The sequence below is a fragment of the Parvularculales bacterium genome (assembly GCA_036881865.1).
Classification (GTDB): Bacteria; Pseudomonadota; Alphaproteobacteria; order JAPOUT01; family JBAJNM01; genus JBAJNM01.
In genome coordinates this window covers 25,921-44,203 of sequence record JBAJNM010000002.1, presented here as the reverse complement: position 1 = coordinate 44,203, position 18,283 = coordinate 25,921, and the positions used below count along the sequence as shown (strand labels likewise).

At 49.9% G+C, this 18,283-nt stretch carries 16 protein-coding genes and 3 tRNA genes; 1 reads left to right on the top strand and 18 read right to left on the bottom strand.

All coding sequences use genetic code 11. From position 1 onward, the window contains the following. Positions 1–3 precede the first annotated feature (3 nt). The 13 genes from nuoG to V6Z81_00910 form a co-directional block, all read right to left on the bottom strand. A complete protein-coding gene (gene nuoG / locus V6Z81_00970) occupies positions 4–2,076 on the bottom strand; it encodes an NADH-quinone oxidoreductase subunit NuoG (protein ID MEG9861067.1) in 2,073 nt (690 codons plus the stop codon). A gap of 15 nt (positions 2,077–2,091) precedes the next feature. Then, positions 2,092–3,393, bottom strand: a complete 1,302-nt coding sequence (nuoF, locus tag V6Z81_00965; protein ID MEG9861066.1) for an NADH-quinone oxidoreductase subunit NuoF — start codon at positions 3,391–3,393, stop codon at positions 2,092–2,094. Then, the gene (nuoE, locus tag V6Z81_00960) at positions 3,393–3,980 is read right to left on the bottom strand and encodes an NADH-quinone oxidoreductase subunit NuoE (protein ID MEG9861065.1); all 588 of its coding nucleotides are present in this window, start codon (positions 3,978–3,980) and stop codon (positions 3,393–3,395) included. The genes nuoF and nuoE overlap by 1 nt, the downstream gene beginning before the upstream one ends. After that, complete coding sequence (locus V6Z81_00955; GenBank protein MEG9861064.1) at positions 3,980–5,158, bottom strand: NADH-quinone oxidoreductase subunit D; 1,179 nt, start codon at positions 5,156–5,158, stop codon at positions 3,980–3,982. The genes nuoE and V6Z81_00955 overlap by 1 nt, the downstream gene beginning before the upstream one ends. A 55-nt stretch (positions 5,159–5,213) precedes the next feature. After that, positions 5,214–5,798: an NADH-quinone oxidoreductase subunit C gene (locus tag V6Z81_00950; GenBank protein MEG9861063.1), complete on the bottom strand. Its 585-nt coding sequence runs from the start codon at positions 5,796–5,798 to the stop codon at positions 5,214–5,216. A gap of 17 nt (positions 5,799–5,815) precedes the next feature. After that, a complete protein-coding gene (locus V6Z81_00945) occupies positions 5,816–6,313 on the bottom strand; it encodes an NADH-quinone oxidoreductase subunit B family protein (GenBank protein ID MEG9861062.1) in 498 nt (165 codons plus the stop codon). 47 nt (positions 6,314–6,360) lie between these two features. Beyond that, the gene (locus V6Z81_00940; protein ID MEG9861061.1) at positions 6,361–6,726 is read right to left on the bottom strand and encodes an NADH-quinone oxidoreductase subunit A; all 366 of its coding nucleotides are present in this window, start codon (positions 6,724–6,726) and stop codon (positions 6,361–6,363) included. 134 nt (positions 6,727–6,860) lie between these two features. Beyond that, positions 6,861–6,938, bottom strand: a tRNA-Asp gene (locus V6Z81_00935). Between the two features lie 187 nt (positions 6,939–7,125). Further along, positions 7,126–7,201: transfer RNA gene (locus V6Z81_00930), tRNA-Val, on the bottom strand. Between the two features lie 133 nt (positions 7,202–7,334). Beyond that, entirely contained in the window at positions 7,335–7,628 is a 294-nt protein-coding gene (locus V6Z81_00925; protein MEG9861060.1) for an HU family DNA-binding protein, read from the bottom strand. 323 nt (positions 7,629–7,951) lie between these two features. Then, the gene (gene lon, locus V6Z81_00920; GenBank protein MEG9861059.1) at positions 7,952–10,426 is read right to left on the bottom strand and encodes an endopeptidase La; all 2,475 of its coding nucleotides are present in this window, start codon (positions 10,424–10,426) and stop codon (positions 7,952–7,954) included. A gap of 111 nt (positions 10,427–10,537) precedes the next feature. After that, positions 10,538–11,794, bottom strand: coding sequence for an ATP-dependent Clp protease ATP-binding subunit ClpX (gene clpX, locus V6Z81_00915; GenBank protein MEG9861058.1), 1,257 nt, complete (start codon positions 11,792–11,794; stop codon positions 10,538–10,540). 236 nt (positions 11,795–12,030) lie between these two features. Beyond that, positions 12,031–12,651, bottom strand: coding sequence for an ATP-dependent Clp protease proteolytic subunit (locus V6Z81_00910; GenBank protein ID MEG9861057.1), 621 nt, complete (start codon positions 12,649–12,651; stop codon positions 12,031–12,033). A 291-nt stretch (positions 12,652–12,942) separates the two neighbouring features. Here V6Z81_00910 and V6Z81_00905 point away from each other — a divergent pair, with 291 nt between their 5' ends. Then, entirely contained in the window at positions 12,943–13,647 is a 705-nt protein-coding gene (locus V6Z81_00905) for an ankyrin repeat domain-containing protein (protein MEG9861056.1), read from the top strand. Positions 13,648–13,842: 195 nt separating this feature from the next. Here the strand turns inward: V6Z81_00905 and tig are convergent, their stop codons facing one another. The 5 genes from tig to V6Z81_00880 all read right to left on the bottom strand — a co-directional run bounded on the left by tig (position 13,843) and on the right by V6Z81_00880 (position 18,279). Next, the gene (gene tig / locus V6Z81_00900; protein MEG9861055.1) at positions 13,843–15,360 is read right to left on the bottom strand and encodes a trigger factor; all 1,518 of its coding nucleotides are present in this window, start codon (positions 15,358–15,360) and stop codon (positions 13,843–13,845) included. A gap of 54 nt (positions 15,361–15,414) precedes the next feature. After that, positions 15,415–15,499 (bottom strand) — tRNA-Leu (locus tag V6Z81_00895). A gap of 99 nt (positions 15,500–15,598) precedes the next feature. Further along, a complete protein-coding gene (locus V6Z81_00890; GenBank protein ID MEG9861054.1) occupies positions 15,599–16,138 on the bottom strand; it encodes an N-acetyltransferase family protein in 540 nt (179 codons plus the stop codon). A gap of 11 nt (positions 16,139–16,149) precedes the next feature. Next, positions 16,150–17,661, bottom strand: a complete 1,512-nt coding sequence (locus V6Z81_00885; protein MEG9861053.1) for an NAD(P)H-hydrate dehydratase — start codon at positions 17,659–17,661, stop codon at positions 16,150–16,152. Between the two features lie 30 nt (positions 17,662–17,691). Further along, positions 17,692–18,279 carry a histidine phosphatase family protein gene (locus V6Z81_00880; GenBank protein ID MEG9861052.1) on the bottom strand — a complete coding sequence of 196 codons (588 nt, stop codon included), beginning with the start codon at positions 18,277–18,279 and terminating at the stop codon, positions 17,692–17,694. Between the last annotated feature and the right edge of the window lie 4 nt (positions 18,280–18,283).

Genomic DNA, 18,283 nt, shown 5'->3' with positions numbered 1-18,283 from the left:
AGATTAAAGCGCCGTCTTGCGCTGTTCGTCCTGCAGCACTTCTAGAGCAACCCTGCTACATTCAGACATCGTTACACTGGCCCGCGCTATAGGGTTAGTAAAATAAAAATCCACTATGGGGGACACAAAAGGCTCTAACCCTGACGCGGTGATTGTGTCAGGAATCGGCTGAACGGGATGCTCCGGTGTTGTAATAATCCCGTCAAAAGCAAAATGAGGGGCATCCTCAATTATAGAATCTCGTAGTGATGCCTGTGTGTCATAAGGCAATTTATGCCCCAGAACCTCAGATAAGGTACGGAGGATACGCCAGTCTTCGCGCGCCTCTCCCGGGGGAGAAACAGCACGTTTACCATATTGAACGCGGCCCTCAGTGTTTACCCAGATGGCATCTTTTTCCGTATAGGCAACCCCTGGCAGTATAACATCTGCCCCATGGGCGCCTCTGTCACCATGACTGCCTTGATAAATCACAAACGTCTTGTCAAAATCCTCCATGTCAATTTCATCAACGCCTAGCAGATAAACCAGATCAAGAGCACCCTCTTGTGCAGCCGCAATAATCTGTTGCGTATCGCGCCCGCCTTCGCCCGGTAAGAATCCTAAATCAAGGCCCGTAACCCGCCCCGCTGCCGTATGCAGAACATTAAAGCCGTTCCAGTCTTGACTAATGACGCCAGTTTCATGAGCGAGGGCCACTGCTTTATTAAAGACGGCCGCTCCATCGGCTCTTGCCAGAGCACCCATTCCTAAAATTATCATGGGGCGCTCGGCCCGCTTCAATACTTCATAAAAAGAATGTGTGCCGGAAACTACATAGTCCAATGCTTCCGGTCCGGCCCCCAACAAACTCGCCTCATAAGTTAGATCAAACGGCCCCCCGATAATGCTCACGGGAAAGGGTCCGGACCGCCAACGCTTACGAAGGCGCGCATTGATAACAGGGGCTTCATAGCGGGGATTACTACCTACTAAAAGCAAGGCATCTGCCTTTTCTATACCGGCAATGGTGCTATTAAAAAGATAATTGGCACGGTTACCGCCAATTTTGGCACCATCCTGACGGCAATCCCGATGAGGTGAACCCAGAGCGACCATCAGATCTTTTAACGCCTTAACAGACTCGCCACATACCATATCGCCCGCTAAAGCCGCAATGGCATCAGGTTTCGCTCGCCCTGCATGATGTGCAATCCGCTCAAAAGCCTCTCCCCAACTGGTGGGCCGCAAAACACCATCATCCCGCACATAGGGTTGGTCAAGACGCTGGTTTTTCAAACCATCCCATACAAATCGGGTTTTGTCAGAAATCCACTCCTCATTTACCTCATCATTGACCCGGGGCAAAATACGCATCACCTCACGGCCACGGGCATCAATCCGTATGTTAGAACCCGCTGCATCCATGACATCAATGGTTTCCGTCTTGCGCAGCTCCCAAGGCCGTGCCGTAAACGCATAAGGCTTAGCCGTAAGTGCTCCCACAGGGCAAAGGTCGATAATGTTGCCGGATAACTCTGAGTTGATGGATTTCTCCAGCCACGTGGAAATCTCCATATCCTCACCACGACCTATAGCACCCAAATCATCCACTCCTCCCACTTCAGCAACAAAACGTACACATCGTGTACAATGAATACAGCGCGTCATAATGGTCTTGACCAAGGGTCCCATATATTTATCTTCTACCGCTCGCTTGTTTTCTCCAAAACGGCTGGTATCAACGCCGTAGGCCATGGCTTGATCTTGCAAATCACACTCACCGCCTTGGTCGCATATAGGGCAATCTAAGGGGTGATTAATCAGGAGAAACTCCATCACACCCTTTCGGGCTTTAATAACGGTTGGCGTTTTAGTATGAACCACCATGCCGTCTGCTACAGGCATGGCGCAACTGGCAATCGGCTTGGGGGATTTTTCAACCTCCACCAGACACATGCGGCAATTTCCGGCAACCGAAAGACGTTCATGATAACAAAAGCGGGGTATCTCAGCGCCCGCCTCTTCACAAGCGTGAAGCAACGTCTCACCTTCGGCAACTTCAACCTCTATGCCATCTACGGTAAGTTTTGGCATTAGCCCTCAACCATTCTATTCCGCCGTCCGGGCAGGTTTAGATTCAACCTGCCCGCCACGGACTGCAATCCTTTCTTCAATCTCAGGACGAAAATGTCTGATTAACCCCTGAACCGGCCATGCAGCCGCATCTCCAAGAGCACAAATCGTATGCCCTTCTACCTGATAGGTGACATCCAATAGCAAATCAATTTCCGATGCCGAAGCTTTACCCCGCACCATGCGCTCAAGAACCCGCCACATCCAACCCGTTCCCTCCCGGCAGGGCGTACACTGACCACAACTTTCATGTTTATAGAAGGCAGCTAGGCGGGCAACCGCCTTAATAATATCCGTACTTTTATCCATCACAATTACTGCTGCTGTACCAAGACCCGATTGAACGTCACTTAACGAGTCAAAATCCATATACACATGGTCGCAAATACTCTTGGGCAATAAAGGTACTGATGAGCCTCCGGGAATAACCGCCAACAGATTATCCCAACCACCCCGCACGCCGCCAGCGTGTTCTTCAATCAGCAATTTAAGGGGAATACCCATCTCCTCTTCTACATTGCAAGGCCTATTCACATGACCTGAGATACAAAATATCTTGGTGCCCGTGTTATTGGGACGTCCAAGGCTGGCAAACCATTCGCTGCCCCGGCGCAAAATAGTAGGCACAACTGCAATACTCTCAACATTATTGACAGTGGTCGGACACCCATAAAGCCCTACATTAGCCGGAAATGGCGGTTTCATACGGGGCATTCCTTTTTTGCCCTCCAGACTTTCCAGAAGGGCTGTCTCTTCACCGCAAATATAAGCCCCGGCTCCGTGGTGCACATAAAGGTCAAAATGAAACCCCGATTCTGCTGCATTCACCCCTAACAAACCCGCTTCATAAGCTTGAGCGATGGCGGCCTCTAATATCTCACGCTCACGGACAAACTCACCACGTATGTAGATGTAACCCGTGTGAGCATTCATAGTAGCGCCCGCAATCAGACACCCCTCAATCAGTTTGTGAGGCTCGTGACGCATGATATCGCGATCTTTGCAGGTACCCGGCTCGGACTCGTCTGCATTCACCACCAGATAATGAGGCCGCTCTCCAGTCTGCTTAGGCATAAATGACCACTTAAGACCGGTTGGGAACCCTGCCCCGCCCCGCCCGCGCAAGCCGGATGCCTTGACGGCATCAATAATCTGCTCAGAACCCATAGCCACAATGTAAGACGTATTATCCCAATCGCCACGTGCTTGCGCTCCTTTAAGTCCCCAATCGTCAAACCCGTAGAGATTGGTAAAAATACGGTTTTCTTGCGATAGCATTAAACTTTTTCCTCTTCTGGTTCCGGTTCAGAAGAATGACGTCCACTTTGCGGCCCGGGCTCTACAGCCTGTCCTTGCCTCAATGCTACCAAGATGTCAGTGAGTTTTTTGCCGTCAAGATCTTCATAATAGTCATCGTTGATTTGTACCACCGGTCCATTAACACAGGCCCCTAAGCACTCCACTTCCAACCAGCTAAACTTACCGTCTGCCGAGACGGCCCTTTCCGGACCTATCACCTCACGGCATGCGTCTTTTAATGTGTCCGTATCCCGCAACCAGCACGGCGTCGTGCCACACAGTTGTACAAAATACTCGCCTACAGGTGACAAACTAAACATGCTATAAAAAGTTGCGACCTCATAAACCCTGATGTACGACATAGACAAAAAACCAGCCACATAACGAATAGCAGGTTCCGATAACCAGCCTCTGTGTTGTTTCTGAGCGCGCCATAACAAAGGGACAACAACACTGCTCTCCCGTCCCTTGGGATATTTATCTAATTGCTCTTTCGCCCATGCTTTATTTTCCGGCGTAAACTCAAAGCTTGCCGGTTGTACAGGGTCAAGTCGCCTTACAACCATTAGCGGTCCACTTCACCAAACACAATGTCCAGAGATCCCAATATAGCAGAGACATCCGCCAGTAAATGCCCCTTACCCAAAAAATCCATAGCCTGCAGATGGGCAAACCCAGGTGCACGAATTTTACACCGGTAGGGTTTATTGGTTCCATCTGATACCAAATAAACGCCAAACTCTCCTTTAGGCGCTTCTACAGCAGCATACACTTCACCGGCAGGTACATGATAACCCTCCGTATATAATTTGAAGTGATGTATGAGAGATTCCATAGATTGCTTCATTTCAGACCGGGAGGGAGGGGCAATTTTACCGTTTTGGGTTGTAACTGGCCCTCCCGGCATTTTCTCTATACATTGCTTTATAATACCTAGAGACTGACGACATTCCTCCACACGCACAAGATAGCGGTCGTAACAGTCGCCGTTTTTACCGACCGGAACATCAAAATCCAACTCATTATAGCACTCATAAGGTTGCGAGCGGCGTAAATCCCACGCCAAACCGGAGCCCCGCACCATGACACCTGAAAAACCCCATGCTTCGGCTTCAACCGCTGAGACAATGCCAATATCCACATTGCGTTGTTTGAAAATACGGTTCTCCGTCAGCAATTCCTCAATGTCATCTAACGTTCGCTCGCAAGGATCACAAAAGGTGTAAATATCCTCTAGTAAATCCGGCGGCAAATCCTGATGAACACCTCCCGGGCGAACATACGCTGCATGCATACGGGAACCACTGGCACGCTCGTAAAATACCATCAGTTTTTCCCGCTCTTCAAACCCCCATAGAGGCGGCGTTAAAGAGCCCACATCCAACGCCTGTGTCGTAATGTTGAGTATATGACTCAACAAGCGCCCTATCTCGCTATACAACACCCTTATATATTGTCCCCGCGGGGGTGGCGTTATACCCAACAACCGCTCTGTAGCCAATGCAAATGCATGCTCTTGATTCATGGGGGCCACATAATCAAGCCGATCAAAATATGGTACTGCCTGAAGATACGTCTTATGTTCAATCAGTTTTTCTGTACCGCGGTGCAATAGGCCAATATGAGGGTCTATTCTCTCAACAACCTCGCCGTCTAACTCCATCACCAGACGCAACACGCCATGAGCCGCAGGATGCTGAGGCCCAAAATTAATGCTGAACGTACGCTGTTCCGTATCTTGCATCGGGCCTATCTATTTATCCTGACCGGACAACAGGGAGGCATCACCGCTCTTCACATCACCGGACAATAGATCCCCCCATACCTTCCCAGGGACTCATGAAATCAAAGTTTCTATATTCTTGTGCTAATTTAACCGGCCCATACACCACCCGCTTTTGTTCATCATCGTAGCGTACTTCCACATAACCGGTGAGGGGAAAATCCTTACGCAACGGATGTCCCTCAAATCCATAATCCGTCAGCAGACGCCGTAAATCAGGGTGATTTGAAAACAACACCCCATACAAATCAAATGCCTCCCTCTCATACCAGTTTGCCGTTGGAAAAAGTGAACACACACTGGGAACCATAGTTCCTTCTCCAACCGGCAATTTAATCCGTATCCTTAAATTGCGGGTCATGCTGAGTAAATGATAGACAATGTCGAAACGTCGTTGGCGACCCGGATAATCCACACCACATATATCCAGCAGAACCGTAAACCGACACATCCCATCGTCCCGCAAAAACTTAAGTACGCTCATAATATGAGATGCCTCAGTAACAGCGGTCAATTCGCCATGCCTTATTTCCCGTTGCGTAATCCGTTCCCCTAAAACATTAACGAGGTGCTCCTCAAGTTCTCTTAACGCCTCATCCATAAATTCTGTCCTGTCCGTTAACGGTCAATAGTGCCGGTGCGACGTATCTTCTTTTGCAACTGCATCACCCCATAAACCAGTGCTTCGGCTGTTGGAGGGCACCCCGGTACGTAAATATCTACCGGGATAATACGGTCACATCCCCGCACCACAGAGTAAGAATAATGATAATATCCGCCTCCATTAGCGCACGACCCCATTGAGATGACGTAACGGGGCTCCGGCATTTGATCGTAAACCCGCCGCAAAGCCGGTGCCATTTTATTGGTCAATGTGCCCGCTACAATCATCACGTCAGATTGACGCGGAGACGCCCTCGGTGCAAAACCAAAACGCTCCAGATCATAGCGCGGCATGGAACTTTGCATCATCTCTATGGCGCAACAAGCAAGTCCAAACGTCATCCAATGCAAAGATCCCGTGCGCGCCCAGTTAATAAGCGCATCAGAGGCCGTTACAAAAAAGCCCCTGTCTGCCAGATTATCCACCAAATTATCAGACAGCGCCGTTGTCATCCGATCTTCAGATAGCTCTACCCCACCTGCCGGCTGCCCTGCCTCATTTAATCCCATTCCAACGCCCCCTTCTTCCACTCGTAAGCAAAACCAACTATCAAAATGCCAAGAAACACCATCATAGACCAAAAGCCCGCTATACCTATATGTCCAAGAGAAACAGCCCAGGGAAACAAGAACGCAACCTCAAGGTCAAAAATAATAAACAAGAGCGCTACGAGATAAAACCGCACATCAAATTTCATGCGCGCATTATCAAAAGGGTCAAAGCCACATTCATAAGCCATAAGTTTTACAGGGTCCGGCTTACTGGGTGCTATAAAAAAGGCAGATAGCATCAAGGCGAGGCCAATTCCTGCCGCCAAACCCATAAAGACAAGTATCGGAAAATAGGTGGCTACAAGTTCAGCCATTATCTCAACCGCCAGTTTTTTTCACTCAATCGCTACCACACTATACGCTCCCGCTACATCTTTTCATAGCCTAGAATATATCAAGCAGGCACCGATAAAGCATGGCACACGTCTGGCTTAAATATATACCGACATGGCGGGAGTGACGGGACTCGAACCCGCGACCTCCGGCGTGACAGGCCGGCGCTCTAACCAGACTGAGCTACACCCCCACAGTGTTGACGGCAGTGGATTTACGCAACCAACCGTGGCTCTGTCAAGTAAAGCCCTCCTGACTAAGTCTTGCATAATGAGATCTATGATAGTCTTGGTCAGCGGATAGATCCTTAATAGGATTAACAGGCCGTCCTTCCGTCTGTAGTTCAATATAGACTGAATAGCCGATAGACTGGACACCCATGGTGGGCGGTGACAGGATCGAACTGCCGACCTTTCGGGTGTAAACCGAATGCTCTCCCAGCTGAGCTAACCGCCCGTTGCCATAACAAGCCGTCACACGGGGCCGCTATTACATGCCACGCTCCCATCTGACACGAAAAGCCCTGCCCCAAAGATTCCAGTAAGGATTCCGGTTAAGAATCTACACAAAATACTAAAGAGAAGAACCGTTAAGGATTAAGGGAGTCCTTGAGAGCCTTACCGGCACGGAACTTAGCTTGTTTAGAGGCTTTGATGTCAATCACCTCTCCCGTCCTCGGATTACGCCCTTTAGAAGCAGCACGGTTTGTCACGGAAAACGTACCAAAGCCAACCAGCCTCACTTCACCACCTGATTTCAGGCAACCCGTAATAGTTTCCAGCATACTGTCAACCAGCTTTGCTGAATCGGTTTTGGAAATATTGTTTTTTTCAGCCAGTGCTGAGATTAAATCATTTTTATTCACTGTCTCGCCTTCCCTCAAGTTATGGAAATGGACCTAATGTCCCAGACTCAGTGGAGTCTATCTACTCAATTCTACCTCGTCAAACCCAAAAGCAAGAGTTTTGTAGGAGAATCACTCAACCACCCTATTCTATTCCATATATCCAGCAGAAGCACAATAAACTGTCTCTTTCATAAATATGCGCCAAAAGTGGGGATATTTGGCGCAGTGCCTTCTCTGAAAGCACGAAACGCAACAAAAGGGAAAAAAAGACCCCCATTATGGTCTCCGGACTCCATTAATCTCCAATCAGGAGAAATCACCCGAACAATATATACCCGGGCAATATTTAAAGATCTGAATCAGTGAGCGATAATTGTCTCGCCCGCTTCCTGAAGAGGCGTACCGGTTGCCTCCTGCGGTGTATTATAGAGTTCTCCCTCACCCTCATCTGATGAGAGCGAGGTCACTTTTTTCGTTAAAGCACGACCAATAACATCATCCATCGTGGCAACCGGAATAATCTCAAGGGCCTCTTTGACCTTCTCCGGAATATCAGGTAAATCTCTGGCATTCTCCTGAGGGATAAGTACCGTGTTGATGCCTCCCCGCAAAGCGGCCAGCAATTTTTCCTTTAATCCGCCGATAGGTAACACCCGGCCACGCAGGGTAATTTCTCCCGTCATGGCAATATCCCGCCGCACAGGAATGTGGGCCATTGTAGAGGCTATGGCCACCGCCATGGCAATCCCCGCCGAAGGGCCGTCTTTGGGGGTAGCCCCTTCCGGTACATGAACGTGAATATCATTTTTCTCAAACAAAGAAGGCTCTATGCCAAATGAGCATGCCCGCGACTTCACATAAGAGTTCGCCGCCGTGACAGACTCTTTCATCACATCACGTAAATTACCCGTAATGGTAACCTTACCTTTGCCGGGAGCTATAACACCCTCAACGGTTAGAAGTTCACCACCCATCTCGGTCCAAGCCAGCCCGGTTACAACACCGACTTGATCTTTTTCCTCTGCTTCACCATGCCGGTATTTAGGCACACCGGCATAATCCGCCAGATTGTTTGTGCTTACGTTTATTGACTCAACCCCATCCGTCAAAATACTCCGCACCGCCTTACGGGTTAAATTGTTTATTTCTCTCTCAAGGTTACGCACACCCGCTTCTCTCGTGTAGGTGCGGATCAGTTCTTTCAGAGCACCATCATCAAGAGACCATTCTCCTTCGCACAACCCATGGGCCTCAACGACCTTAGGAAGCAAATGCCTGCGTGCAATTTCGATCTTCTCGTCTTCGGTGTATCCCGCAATCCGGATAATCTCCATACGGTCTGCCAGAGGAGGCGGAATATCAAGAGTATTCGCTGTCGTCACAAACATGATATGGCTAAGATCGTAATCCAGTTCCAGATAGTGATCCGCAAAGGCATTATTTTGTTCCGGATCTAGCACCTCCAGAAGGGCCGCCGATGGGTCGCCCCGAAAATCGGCACCCAGTTTGTCAATTTCATCAAGCAGAAAAAGCGGATTGTTGTATTTCACTTTCTTCAAAGACTGCAATACCCGCCCGGGCATGGAGCCAATATACGTACGACGATGACCGCGGATTTCAGCCTCGTCCCGCACACCACCTAAAGACATACGCACAAACCCGCGTCCTGTTGCCCTAGCAATAGACCGCCCCAGAGATGTTTTACCTACCCCCGGTGGACCAACCAGACACAAAATCGGGCCTTTTATCTTATTAGTGCGCTGTTGCACCGCTAAATACTCAAGAATTCTTTCTTTAACCTTCTCCAGACCATAATGATCTTCGTTAAGTATTTTTTCAGCCGCCTTTAAATCTTTCTTTATGCGGCCCTTCGCACCCCAGGGAAGCGACAGTATCCAATCCAGATAATTACGCACCACGGATGATTCAGCTGACATACCACTCATCTGACGCAGTTTTTTGATTTCCGCCCGCGCCTTTTCACGGGCAGCTTTGGTCAGTTTCACTTTTTCGATGCGCTCTTCCAGCTCGGCAATATCATCCTTACCATCTTCGCTCTCCCCGAGTTCCTTTTGTATTGCCTTCATTTGCTCATTGAGATAATACTCGCGCTGATTTTTCTCCATCTGATGTTTTACGCGGCCTCGAATTTTCTTCTCTACCTGAAGAACACCAATTTCTTTTTCCATATAGATGTAAATTTTCTCCAACCGATCAGTTAGAGATATAATCTCTAACATCTCTTGACGTTCGCTCAGCTTGGCCTGAATATGCGCCGCCATGGTATCAGCCAGCAATGCAACATCATCAACGCGGGCAATGACCTCCAATACATCCGACGAGATCTTCTTGCTCAATTTAACGTAATTTTCAAAACGACGACGTGCAGAGCGGGCTAAACCCTCAATATGTTCAGCATCCTCAATAACATCCGGGACAGGGGCCACTTGAGCTTCCATACAAGCCTCACCGTCATCAAAACGCTCAATACGCGCCCGCTCGACACCCTCCACAAGTATCTTGACGGCACCATCAGGCAATTTCAATAATTGAAGAATGGAAGCAACCACACCAACATCATAAAGGTCATCACGGGCTGGATTATCTTGCCCCGGATCTTTTTGAGTAACCAAAAAGGCACGATGATCACCTTCCATGGCTTTTTCCAGCGCCCGAACAGATTTCTCCCGCCCGACAAACAACGGCACAACCATGTGAGGGAAGACAACAACATCCCTCAAAGGCAAAACCGGCAATGTTTCAACCTTTTGACTCTCCTTAGAGAGATCAGAAGAAATATCCGCACTGCCTACTGTATCATCGTCTATAGCCATCTGATCTTATTTATCCTGTTATTCTGTTACCTCTGAGTAAATGGGCGTTGATTACCTTATTTCAAGAGTGCCCCGCAATGTTAAAGAGAGTCCAAAAAAACTAAAAGCCAATCACGCAGACGTCTCTACCTCACGATTAAGGTCAGAATAGGTAAGCAAAGGCGCTGCATTCCCATCTACAACCTCACCGCTAACCACAACCTCTTCCACTTCTTCTAACTCCGGCAAATCAAACATGGTATCCAGCAATATGTTTTCCAAAATAGAGCGTAGGCCCCGCGCACCGGTTTTACGCTCAATAGCCTTCTTGGCAATTTTGCGCAATGCATCGCCGGAAAACTTCAATTTAGTGTTTTCCATTTCAAACAGGCGTTCATATTGTTTGGTAAGCGCATTTTTCGGCTCTGTTAAAATTTGAACCAAAGCATCCTCGTCTAAATCTTCTAACGTCGCTAACACAGGAACCCGTCCTACAAACTCGGGAATAAGACCAAACTGCAATAAATCTTCCGGCTCTAACCCTTTTAGGATTTCACCAGTCTTGCGCTCATCATCAGCCTGTATAGCAGCCCCAAAGCCAATAGACGTATCTTTCCCACGCTTTGAAATAATTTTCTCCAGACCCGAAAATGCTCCGCCACAAACAAACAATATATTGGTAGTGTTGACTTGTAGGAACTCCTGTTGGGGGTGCTTGCGGCCCCCCTGAGGCGGGACAGAGGCAATCGTGCCTTCCATAATTTTCAGCAGAGCCTGCTGCACACCTTCCCCCGACACATCCCGCGTGATGGAGGGGTTGTCAGACTTACGGCCGATTTTATCAACCTCGTCAATATAGACGATACCCCGTTGGGCGCGCTCTACGTTATAATCTGCCGCCTGGAGTAATTTGAGGATAATATTCTCTACATCCTCGCCCACATAACCAGCCTCCGTTAATGCCGTAGCATCAGCCATGGTAAAGGGTACTTCCAGAATACGTGCCAGAGTTTGAGCAAGCAGTGTCTTGCCGCATCCTGTGGGACCAACCAGTAAAATGTTGGACTTCGCCAATTCTACCCCACCGTTTTCACTGCTATGGTCAAGGCGTTTGTAGTGATTATGCACCGCCACTGACAGAACCCGCTTGGCGTGACTCTGCCCTATAACATAATCATCAAGGGTACTGTTAATTTCGGTTGGGGTTGGCACCCCATCGGACACCTTGACCGTGGAACTGCGGTTTTCCTCACGGATAATATCCATGCACAGTTCAACGCATTCATCGCAGATAAATACCGTCGGCCCCGCAATCAGTTTACGCACTTCATGCTGGCTCTTTCCGCAGAAAGAACAATAAAGGGTATTCTTTGAATCACCGCTACTCACTTTATCAGTCCTTAATTTGTCCTTATAATCCGTACTATTTGTGCTTTACCCGACTGTTATCCCTCGTTTAATCAGAATCGCGGGTTATGGGAGCATATTATCTCTAATCATATCAAGAGGATATTTCCCACATTACCGGAATTAAAGCCATATGGCTGAGCCATACGACTAAATTGTGGCACTGATCCATCGTAAAATTCTTAAAAAAGCAAGGTTACGCCACTTTTTATGTCGCTCTATGCCGCACTATCAAGGCTGGAACTATCCGGTTCAGGGCGTTGATTCACCACCTCATCAACAATGCCGAACTCTTTGGCTGCTTCTGCCGTCATGAAATTGTCCCTCTCCAGCGCCTCCTCTATGGCCTCTAAGGGCTGGCCGGTGTGATGGACGTAGATTTCATTGAGACGGCGGCGCATATCAAGAATCTCGCGGGCATGGCGTTCTACATCTGAGGCTTGCCCCTGAAACCCTCCCGAGGGCTGATGCACCATGACCCGGGCATTAGGCAGGGAAAAGCGCATACCGCTCTCTCCCGCCGCCAGCAAGAGCGACCCCATAGACCCCGCCTGCCCGACGCACAAAGTAGAAACCGGAGGGCGGATATACTGCATCGTATCGTAAATCGCCAGACCGGACGTCACAATTCCTCCCGGCGAATTAATATACATGGAGATTTCTTTTTTGGGATTTTCGGCTTCCAGATACAGCAATTGCGCTGTGATCAGACTGCCCACCATATCATCAATCCCGCCGGTGAGAAAAATGATGCGTTCCTTGAGTAGCCGCGAATAGATATCAAAGGCCCGCTCACCCCTATTAGTTTGCTCCACCACCATAGGGACAAGAGTGTTCATATAAATATCAGCCGGATTTTCCATATCTGCCATGATCGTCACTTCCCTGCTTATTCTTACCTTAATATAGGGCTTTATAGAGGATTCTGCTATCTCTCACCCAATATAGATCAACATAGATAAAGGGGCTTATATACGATAATCTCCAAAATCCAAAATCAGACATATGGTGTAACGGCAGTTTTTAGCCTGCCTGTTTTCTAGGCGGATATGCTAGCGGTCATTGAGAAACGCAACCTATGGCATCACCGAAGGTGCTCTGGAACGAAGTGAACAGAAAGGGAATACGCCATGAGAACAAAAACGGATATCTTTCTAGGGTGTTTGTTTTTACTTTCAGTTTTGCACTCCTCTCTGGCGGCCCAGAGCCCGAGCGCTACCGCAATGCAGACGCAGGACAATGTGCTGTTGGACGGGAAATTCTGGGAAACGGCCACCGTGGAGGAGGTTAAGTCCGCCCTCAAAGGGGGAGCGGATGTCAGTACCCGAACTAAGAATGGGCTAACACCCCTGCATTTTGCGGTGCGCTATAGCAGAACACCGATGGTGGTGGAATTGTTACTAGCCCACGGCGCCGATATAGAGGCCCGCCATGAGTTAGGCTTCACGCCTCTACATTGGGCTGCGAGGGATAACCAAACACCGGCGGTGGTGAAAGCTTTACTGGACCACGGAGCCAATATAGAGACCCGCACTAAGGATGGAGAAACGCCCCTACATTGGGCGGCTGTCTTAGATCCAACACCGGAGGTGGTGAAGTTGTTACTGGACCATGGAGCCGATATAGAGGCCCGCAATACGTATGGCAACACGCCCCTGCATTGGGCTGCGATGTTTAGCCAAACACCGGAGGTGGTAGAAGTGTTGCTGGATTATGGGGCAGACGGTACGGCGCTAGGGGAAACAGGAAAAACACCTTTTGAGTACGCTAAGGAAGACGAAGCCCTCAAGAACACCAAAGCCTATTGGCGGCTCAACGAGGCTCAATACCGGTAGGACAGTGAATCGTGGGAGATTGCCTTTGATTACTACTGTGTATAATCACTCTAAATTCAGAAGGCAGGTGAATTTTATAAATCTCTTTATGTATAACATATAAAACCTCGTGCAACATATTGATTATAGAACACGAATTCAAAAACACCTAATATTATTTCAAACCCAAAACCCCCTAATATTATTTCAAAAGGCTCACTTTGAGGTCTTTTTAGCGGTGGCCTTTTTCTTTGCCGCCGTTTTTTTGGCACCCGTCTTTTTCTTAGCGGCAGTCTTTTTGGCGGATGCTTTTTTGGCCGTCTTACCCGTCACACGGGATGACGCCCCGCCCTCCTCGTCAGGATCACGCCGCAATTCTTCCGGCGTTACCTGCCGGTCTGTGACCTGCACCCGTTCCAGAATAAAATCAACAACCTTCTCCTCGAAAAGCGGCATGCGGATTTGATCCATCAGATCAGGCCGCTCTTTGTACAGGTCAAAAACCTTCTGCTCCTGACCCGGAAATTGCCGGACATGATTAGCCAGAGCCTGCTGGATCTCCCCTTCTTCAACGTCGATATTATTTTTTTCTCCGATTTCCGCCAACACCAGCCCGAGGCGCACCCGCCTTTCCGCCATCCCCTGATATTCTGCCTTGAGGGCATCATCCTCCGCATTTTCTTGGTCCTGTTTTTCCGGTTCCGGAGCCTCTGATGCTTCTTCCCCTCCTTGAACTTCCTGAGCTTGTGCCTGATTTTGAGCCTGAACCTGCTTCCAGAGTTGATCAAACTCATGGCTAACCAGACTCGGCGGTAAATCAAAACTGTAGTGTTGATCGATCTCGTCCAGCAGCAGCCGCTTGACTTTGCTGCGGGCAAGAGTCTCATAATCTCTTGCAATCTGCTTTCCCATCTCATCTCTCAACCGGGCCAGACTTTCCATACCGAAATTCTTGGCAAACTCATCATTAACGACCACCTCCTGCGGCACCGCAACACCCTTCACGGTGACCTCAAAGACAGCCGTTTTGCCCTTGAGGTGCTCGGCCGGATAATCATCCGGAAATGTCACCGTCACCTCCGGCGTATCCCCCACCGAACTCCCTATCAGCTGATTTTCAAAACCCGGAATAAACTGACCGGACCCTAGCTCAAGATGCGCATCCTCTGCCGTACCCCCTTCAAAAGACTCTCCGTTGATACGTCCTACAAAATCAACGGTTAGCCTGTGCCCTTCTTCAGCCTTGGTTTTTTCAGGTGCATCCCCGTAATTTTTCTGATTGGCCGCCAACCGCCCAACCGCCTCATCAATGGCCTCTTCCGTTACCGCAACCGTCTCTCTCTCTACTGCAAGAGTCGATAAATCCATGATTTCTATGTCAGGACGAAATTCAAACTCCATGGAGTATGCCAAATCCGCCTCACCGGCCATAACCGCCTCCGCATCCCCCTCAATATGAATATGAGGTCGCTGCACGGGGCGCAAAGAGCGCTCCTCCAACGCCTGCACACTGGTTTCTCCAATAACTTGCTGGACAATCTCGCTCATAAACTGGCGGCCAAAGACTTTACGTAAATGACCAACCGGAACCTTGCCCGGGCGAAATCCTTTCAGATTAACCTGAGACTTTGCCTCCTCCAGCCGCTTATCCAGCCGGCCACTAAGGTCTGCACTCTCCACAACAATTTTAAAGGCGCGTTTTAGCCCGTCAGATTCTGTTTCTGTTACCTGCATGAGACCCACTCATTTCATCAACTAATCCAAACCATAACAATTATAACCCAATATTGGTGCGGGCGGAGGGACTTGAACCCCCATGCCTTGCGGCACAGGCACCTAAAGCCTGCGTGTCTACCAATTTCACCACGCCCGCTTTTGGGTCATTGACCCCTCTGCTGTTGTGCGTAGCCCCGCTCTATAGCAGCCACAACGCCCAAGCGCCAGTCCCTCTCCCGGAGAGACCGAAGGCTTATCAGAAAGTTTTTTCAAACCATGCCACATCCCAATATTGCTCAAACTTGAAGCCTACCTCCCGAAACAGACCACAGGGTCTGAACCCGAGACTCTGATGAAGAGCCACGGAGGCCGGATTGGGCAGGGTAATCCCCGCGTATGCACGATGAACACCCGTTGCAGACAATCGTGCCAAAAGAGAGTCATAAAGAGGTGGCCCGTACCCTTGATGACAATATTGAGGATCAAGATAGATGCTGGTTTCCACCGACAGGCCATAAGCCGCTTTAGGGCGAAATTTTGTGCTGCACCCATAACCCACAATGCGGTGATCTTCTTCTGCCACGAGGCATTGATAGCGTCCTTCCTCTTCAAACGACTCAAACCATGATGCCCGCCGTTCTTCTATTGTGTAGGGGGTGATATCAAAAGTGATCGCCGTTTCGCGAATATAGTGATTGTAGATATCAACGAGGCTGCTCAGGTCAGAGGGGTGTCCGTGACGAATGACGCATCTGTCATTTATGGTAGCAAGGGATGCGGAAAAGGACTGTGTCATTGGTCCGCTAATTATCTGTGGTCCAGCCATTCATAAACGGAGGGTATTCTATCGGGCAAATCTTCGGCAATCAGCCCGGGACCGCCAAAAGAGTCCGCCGCCGCCCCGTGCATCCATACCGCCATGGCCGCCGCCTCAAAGGCGGGCATGGCTTGTGCCAATAGTCCGCCGACCATACCCGCCAAAACATCACCTGACCCGGCCGTAGCTAAAAACGGTGGTCCGTTATCATTCAGGGCACAGGTCCCTTGCGGTGTTGCAATGACACTATCAGCCCCTTTGAGAATAACAACGGCCCCCGATCTACGGGCGGCTTCACAGGCGCGGGCTGTTTTGGAAACATGGTTTATATCAGGAAATAACCGTGCAAACTCGCCTTCATGGGGTGTGAGAACCACAGCCCCTTCGCGTTCGGCAATAAGGGCAAATAAACGCGGTGCCTCTTCCGCCCACGAGGTCAACCCGTCAGCGTCCAGCACCACAGCCGCTTGTGAGGCAAGAACGCACGCCACTCTTGTTCTGGTTTCTTCTCCCGCTCCGTTACCCGGCCCAATGACAATGACATTTTTACGCCGGTCCTGAAGTAATCTCTCCAGCACGGAGGTGTCATCAAAAGCCTCTACCATGATAGATGTCAGATGAGAAGCATTAACCAGTGCCGCATCCGGCGCACCGGCCACGGTTACAACACCGGCACCGGTCCGGAGAGCACCGCGTGCTGCAAGACGTGCGGCACCTGTCGAAAGCGGCCCGCCCGATATGACAACCACATGACCGCGCTCATATTTATGCCCCCCGACAGCGGCGTGTGGCATGACCTTGCTCCACAATTTTGCTTCATTGTAATGCAGGGATGGGTTTATGCTTTCCAATACTGAGGGGGGGATACCGATATCGGCGACGGTAATCTGCCCGCAATAATGCCGCCCGGGCATTAAAAAGTGTGCCGGCTTGGGACGAAAAAAAGTCACCGTCCGCACCGCCCGCAGTGCATACCCCCTGACAAAACCTCCATCACCATCAATGCCGCTCGGCATATCAACGGCAATGACCGGCGCACCGCACTCCCGTACAATGTTTATGGCGTCGGCCGCTTCTCCGGTTATATCCCGCACGAGTCCGGCACCAAACAAAGCATCCACAATGACATTATCCGGGCCGGCACCTTCACCGGTTAAATCTCTCAGGGACTTAATAGAGGACGTTTCATCCCCTCCCCCTTCATTCATCCAGCGCCGTGCCATTTCGGCCGCATCACCCGCCAAGTTTTCCGGGCTGCCTGAAAGATATACATCTACCATCCAGCCTCCCTCGCGCAAATGACGTGCAGCTACAAATCCGTCTCCCCCATTATTACCCGGCCCGCACAAGACCTTAACCGGCACTGACTTATCAAACGTCTCCATAAGTGACTGTGCAACGGCTTGTCCGGCATTTTCCATCAGGGTCAGACCGGACACCCCCTGCTCTACGGCTAGGCGGTCCGCCTTACTCATTTGCTCACACGTCAAAACAGCAGTCATGGGGAACCCTTTCCCGTCAATTTCTGTCAATCAGTTAACTTGCGTTTGCGCCTCATGCCCCTGCTTCACGAGATGCAAAGCACTTCCGTCACTTTCAAAAACCGTGCATGACCCGTTGTCGGGCCGAAAGGAGACAACATCATCGATTCCCCGGGCAAAACCTGCTGCTACGTTGATAGCCACAAAATGACTAAAGATGACAGCGTCCGCAGTACAACCCGTAAGGACCTTTATAACACCGCTCCGCCACCGGGATAACGCTATCCCTTTACTGTCGGGATCAGAGTTGGCATCCTGCCAGCTGCCGCTCATAATGCGCTGTAGCCAGGGTCCCCTGCTCTCCAGAGAAAGATTGTCCGGTGACGGTATTTCAGAAACCCCCGCACATACCGTTGCCTCTGTCTGCCAATGCCGCTCCAGAGGAGCTGCCGTTTCACGGCACCTTAATAAAGGACTTGTCAGCACAGATACCTCCGGTGGGGAAGCAATCAATAAACCCTCAATGGTTGCTACGGCTTGCCCGGCCTGTGCATGGCCATGCTCGTCCAGCCCCGGGTCACGGTCTTGCGTCCAGTGAGCGGCCGCACGTCCATGTCGTACCATAATTATTCTTGGCATGAGG

What these genes read in the sequence shown, in the direction of transcription:
- nuoG (MEG9861067.1), bottom strand. Translation starts at nt 2,076, where the DNA reads ATGCCAAAACTTACCGTAGATGGCATAGAGGTTGAAGTTGCCGAAGGT.
- nuoF (MEG9861066.1), bottom strand. Translation starts at nt 3,393, where the DNA reads ATGCTATCGCAAGAAAACCGTATTTTTACCAATCTCTACGGGTTTGAC.
- nuoE (MEG9861065.1), bottom strand. Translation starts at nt 3,980, where the DNA reads ATGGTTGTAAGGCGACTTGACCCTGTACAACCGGCAAGCTTTGAGTTT.
- V6Z81_00955 (MEG9861064.1), bottom strand. Translation starts at nt 5,158, where the DNA reads ATGCAAGATACGGAACAGCGTACGTTCAGCATTAATTTTGGGCCTCAG.
- V6Z81_00950 (MEG9861063.1), bottom strand. Translation starts at nt 5,798, where the DNA reads ATGGATGAGGCGTTAAGAGAACTTGAGGAGCACCTCGTTAATGTTTTA.
- V6Z81_00945 (MEG9861062.1), bottom strand. Translation starts at nt 6,313, where the DNA reads ATGACAACGGCGCTGTCTGATAATTTGGTGGATAATCTGGCAGACAGG.
- V6Z81_00940 (MEG9861061.1), bottom strand. Translation starts at nt 6,726, where the DNA reads ATGGCTGAACTTGTAGCCACCTATTTTCCGATACTTGTCTTTATGGGT.
- lon (MEG9861059.1), bottom strand. Translation starts at nt 10,426, where the DNA reads ATGGCTATAGACGATGATACAGTAGGCAGTGCGGATATTTCTTCTGAT.
- V6Z81_00910 (MEG9861057.1), bottom strand. Translation starts at nt 12,651, where the DNA reads ATGAACACTCTTGTCCCTATGGTGGTGGAGCAAACTAATAGGGGTGAG.
- V6Z81_00905 (MEG9861056.1), top strand. Translation starts at nt 12,943, where the DNA reads ATGAGAACAAAAACGGATATCTTTCTAGGGTGTTTGTTTTTACTTTCA.
- tig (MEG9861055.1), bottom strand. Translation starts at nt 15,360, where the DNA reads ATGCAGGTAACAGAAACAGAATCTGACGGGCTAAAACGCGCCTTTAAA.
- V6Z81_00890 (MEG9861054.1), bottom strand. Translation starts at nt 16,138, where the DNA reads ATGACACAGTCCTTTTCCGCATCCCTTGCTACCATAAATGACAGATGC.
- V6Z81_00885 (MEG9861053.1), bottom strand. Translation starts at nt 17,661, where the DNA reads ATGACTGCTGTTTTGACGTGTGAGCAAATGAGTAAGGCGGACCGCCTA.
- V6Z81_00880 (MEG9861052.1), bottom strand. Translation starts at nt 18,279, where the DNA reads ATGCCAAGAATAATTATGGTACGACATGGACGTGCGGCCGCTCACTGG.